At 71.2% G+C, this 4,311-nt stretch carries 2 protein-coding genes; both read left to right on the forward strand.

The features are described from left to right. The coding region (locus tag ACFC09_RS45765; protein WP_376539099.1) for a phosphopantetheine-binding protein at positions 1 to 581 on the forward strand (581 nt) is incomplete at its 5' end. 67 nt (positions 582 to 648) lie between these two features. Beyond that, a partial coding sequence (locus ACFC09_RS45770) for a type I polyketide synthase (protein WP_376539101.1) occupies positions 649 to 4,311 on the forward strand: 3,663 nt, incomplete at its 3' end.

Consider the following 4,311-nt stretch of genomic DNA (forward strand, 5'->3'; position numbering starts at 1 on the left):
GGGTGCCGCGTCGGGCGGTGGTGGCTCGGTCGGCGGCCGGTGAGGGCGGGGAGACGCTGGCCCAGCGCCTGGCCACCCTCAACGAGACCGAACAGCTCAACGCCCTGCTGGACCTGGTCCGCGGCAACGCCGCCGCCGTCCTGGGGCACTCCTCCGTGGACACCATCAAGGCGACACAACAACTCAAGGAGGTCGGTTTCGACTCGCTCACCGCGGTGGAACTCCGCAACCGCCTCACCGAGGCCACGGGGGTCCGGCTGCCCGCCACCCTCGTCTTCGACCATCCCACACCCACCGCACTCGCCGAGCACCTGCGGGACCGACTCGACCTGAAGGCAGGCGCGCCCACCCCGGCCGTGCTCCTCGAACTGACCAAGCTGGAAAAGACACTGACGGCCAACGGCGTGAACGCCGAGGTGCACGCACAGGTCTCGGCACGGCTCAGGACGCTCGCGGAACGCTGGGACGGCCTCCTCGCAGACACCGAGGACAACCCCGACGGCGAAGCGGCGCTCGACATCGACTCGGCGACCGACGACGAGATCTTCGACCTGATCGACAAGGAACTCGGCCTGTCCTGAAGGCCGTCACCGCTCACTCGACGACAACACGGCCGACCTCACGACGGAGAGGCTCACAGGGAGAGTCATGTCCAACGACGAAAAGCTGCGCGACTATCTCAAGCGAGTACTCGCCGATCTGCAGCAGACGCGCAAGAAGCTCCGCGACCTCGACGCGGAGGCGACGGAGCCGATCGCGATCGTGGGGATGGCATGCCGGCTGCCGGGCGGTGTCACCTCGCCCGAGGAGCTGTGGCGGCTGGTCGAGGGCGGCACCGACGCGCTCACCGGTTTCCCGGCCGACCGCGGCTGGGACCTGGACAACCTCTTCGACCCGGACCCCGGCCGCACCGGCCGCACCTACGTCGACCAGGGCGGATTCCTGACCGGGGCCGGTGACTTCGACGCCGAGCTGTTCGGCATCTCGCCCCGTGAGGCACTGGCCGTCGACCCGCAGCAGCGGCTGATGCTCCAGGTGTCGTGGGAGGCGTTCGAGCGGGCCGGGGTCGACCCGACCTCGCTGAAGGGCCAGGACGTCGGTGTCTACTCGGGCCTGATGTTCCACGACTACGCCGACGGCGTCGAGGAACTTCCCGACGGACTGGAGGGCTACTTCGGGATCGGCAACTCCGGGAGCGTGCTGTCCGGACGGGTCTCCTACTCGCTGGGTCTCGAAGGGCCCTCGGTCACCGTGGACACCGCCTGCTCCTCCTCGCTGGTCGCCGTGCACCTGGCGGCTCGGGCCCTGCGCGTCGGCGAGTGCAGCATGGCCCTCGCCGGCGGCGTCGCCGTCATGTCCAGCCCCGAGGTCTTCGTGGACTTCAGCAGGCAACGCGGCCTCGCGCCGAACGGCCGCTGCAAGGCATTCTCCGACTCCGCGGACGGAACCGGCCTCGCCGAGGGCGCCGTCGTCCTGCTGTTGGAGCGGTTGTCGGATGCGCGGCGTCATGGGCGTCGGGTGTTGGCGGTGGTGCGTGGTTCGGCGGTGAATCAGGATGGTGCGTCGAACGGGTTGACGGCGCCGAACGGTCCGTCGCAGGAGCGGGTGATCCGTGCGGCGCTGGCGAGTGCGCGGTTGTCGGCGTCGGACGTCGACGCGGTGGAGGCACACGGTACGGGTACGACCCTGGGTGATCCGATCGAGGCGCAGGCGTTGCTGGCGACGTACGGGCAGGAGCGGTCGGCCGAACGGCCGTTGTATCTGGGGTCGTTGAAGTCCAACGTCGGGCACACCCAGGCGGCTGCGGGTGTGGCTGGTGTGATCAAGATGGTCGAGGCGATGCGGAACGGTGTTCTGCCGCGGACGTTGCATGTGGATCGGCCGTCGTCGCATGTGGACTGGGCTTCGGGTGCGGTGGAGTTGTTGACGGAGGCGCGGGAGTGGCCGCAGTCGGACGGGCCGCGGCGGGCGGGTGTGTCGTCGTTCGGGGTGAGTGGTACCAACGCCCACGTCATCCTGGAACAGGTCCCCGAACTCATCGACACCACCCCGGAAGAAGCCGAGAAGCCGACGCCCACCGTGGTGCCCTGGCTGGTCTCCGGCCGCGGCACCGGAGCGCTCGCCGCACAGGCCGCACGGCTCGCGACCTTCCTGCGCGAGGAGGGCGACGCGCCCGCCGCGGACATCGCCCGCGCCTTGGCGTACACACGTGCCCAGCTCGACGACCGTGCCGTCGTCCTGGCCGCGACACCGGCCGAGGGGCTCGCCGGACTCGACGCCCTCGCCGCCGGCCAACCGGCGCCCCACGTCGTCACCGGCACGGCGGACGTCGAGGGCAAGAAGGTGTTCGTCTTCCCCGGCCAGGGCTCCCAGTGGCTCCGCATGGGCCTCGAACTCCGCGCACAGTCACCGGTGTTCGCCCAGGCTCTCGACGAGGTCGCCGAGGCCCTCGCACCCCACATCGACTGGTCGCTCCTCGACGTGCTCGCCGGTGCCGCCGACGCACCCCCGCTGGACCGGCCGGACGTCGTCCAGGTCGCGCTGTTCGCCGTCATCGTCTCCATCGCCCGGCTGTGGCAGCACTACGGAGTGACACCCGACGCCGTCATAGGCCACTCCCAGGGTGAGGTCGCCGCCGCCCACATAGCCGGCGCGCTCTCGCTGGAGGACGCCGCCCGCGTCGCCGCCGTACGCAGCTCCACGGCCGTCGGCAGCCTCGCGGGCAGCGGAGGACTCGCCTCCCTCGCCCTCTCCCGCGAGCAGGCCACCGCTCGCATCGCACGCTGGGAGGGCCTGATCGAGCTGGCGGCCGTCAACAGCCCCACCGCGGTGGTCGTCGGCGGAGTGCCCGAGGCCCTCGACGAACTGGTCGCGGAACTTCAGGCCGAGGACGTACCGGCCCGCCGCGTCGACTCCGCCGTCTACGCCTCGCACACCTCGTACGTGGAGAAGGCCAAGGACGACATCCTCGCCGCGCTCGCCGACGTCAAGCCGACGCAACCCGTCGTCCCCTTCTTCTCGACCTGCGACGGCGCATGGGTGAACGGAGCGAGCTTCGACGCCGCCTACTGGTACCGGAACCTGCGCCAGACCGTCGACTTCGCCGGCGCTGTCGAAACACTCGTCGAGGAAGGGTTCCGCGTCTTCGTGGAGCCCAGCCCGCACCCGGTGCTGACCACCGCCGTCCAGGCCGTCCTGGACCAGCACGAGGACGTGTCCGCCGTGGTGAGCGGATCCCTGCGCCGCGACGACGGCGGAACACGCCGGTTCCTCGAATCCGTCGGCGGGCTCCACACCTCGGGCGTGCGCGTCGACTGGTCCCCGGCCATCGGCGCGAGTGCGCCACCCTATCCGCACCTGCCGACCTACTCGTTCCGCACCCAGCGCTACTGGCTGGCGCCCGAACCCGGCGCAGGCGTCAGCGGCGACGCGGGCGCCTTCGGCCTGGTCCCCGCCGAGCATCCACTGCTCGGCGCGGTGACCGGGGTCGCGGACGGCGGCGGGCTGCTGTTCTCCAGCCGACTGTCCCTGGCCACCCATCCCTGGCTGCGCGACCACGCCGCCTCGGGCGTCTGCCTGCTGCCCGCCACCGCGCTCCTCGAACTCGCCGTCCGCGCGGGCGAGGAAGCCGGCCAACGCGTCGTGGACGAACTCGTCATCGAGTCTAGGCTCCTGCTGCCCGCGACCGGCGGGGTGCACCTCCAGGTCACCCTGGGCGAACCGGACGCCTCGGGCCGCCGCGCGGTCGCCGTCCACTCCCGCCCCGACGACGCCCTCACCGACGCGCCCTGGTCCCGGCACGCCAGCGGATTCCTGGCCCCGGACAGCCCGCCACCCGCCACCGACCTCGCCCAGTGGCCCCCGGCCGGTGCCGAACCCGTCGAGCTGTCCGGCTTCTACGAGGAGTTGGCGGAGCGCGGATTCGAGTACGGTCCGGCGTTCCAGGGGCTGAAGGCGGTGTGGAAGCGGGGCGACGAGGTCTTCGCCGAGATCGAACTCCCCGAGGAGCAACTGCCGGACGCGGGCCGCTACGCGCTGCATCCCGCGCTCCTCGACGCCGCCCTCCAGGCCACCAACTTCACGGGCATCCCCGACCCGGAGCCCGGCCACATGCTGCTGCCGTTCGCCTGGAACCAGGTCAGCGTGCACGCGACCGGCGCCTCTGTCCTCCGCCTGAAGGCGACCCGGTCCGGCATCGACGGCTTCTCGCTGCTGGTCGCTGATGGGGTGGGGGTTGTGGTGGCGGAGGTGGGGTCGTTGGTGTTGCGGCCGATTGGTGTGGGTGAGTTGTCGTCGGTGGGTGTGGGGGTG

The organism is Streptomyces sp. NPDC056161 (assembly GCF_042268025.1).
In the GTDB taxonomy this organism is placed as follows: Bacteria; Actinomycetota; Actinomycetes; order Streptomycetales; family Streptomycetaceae; genus Streptomyces.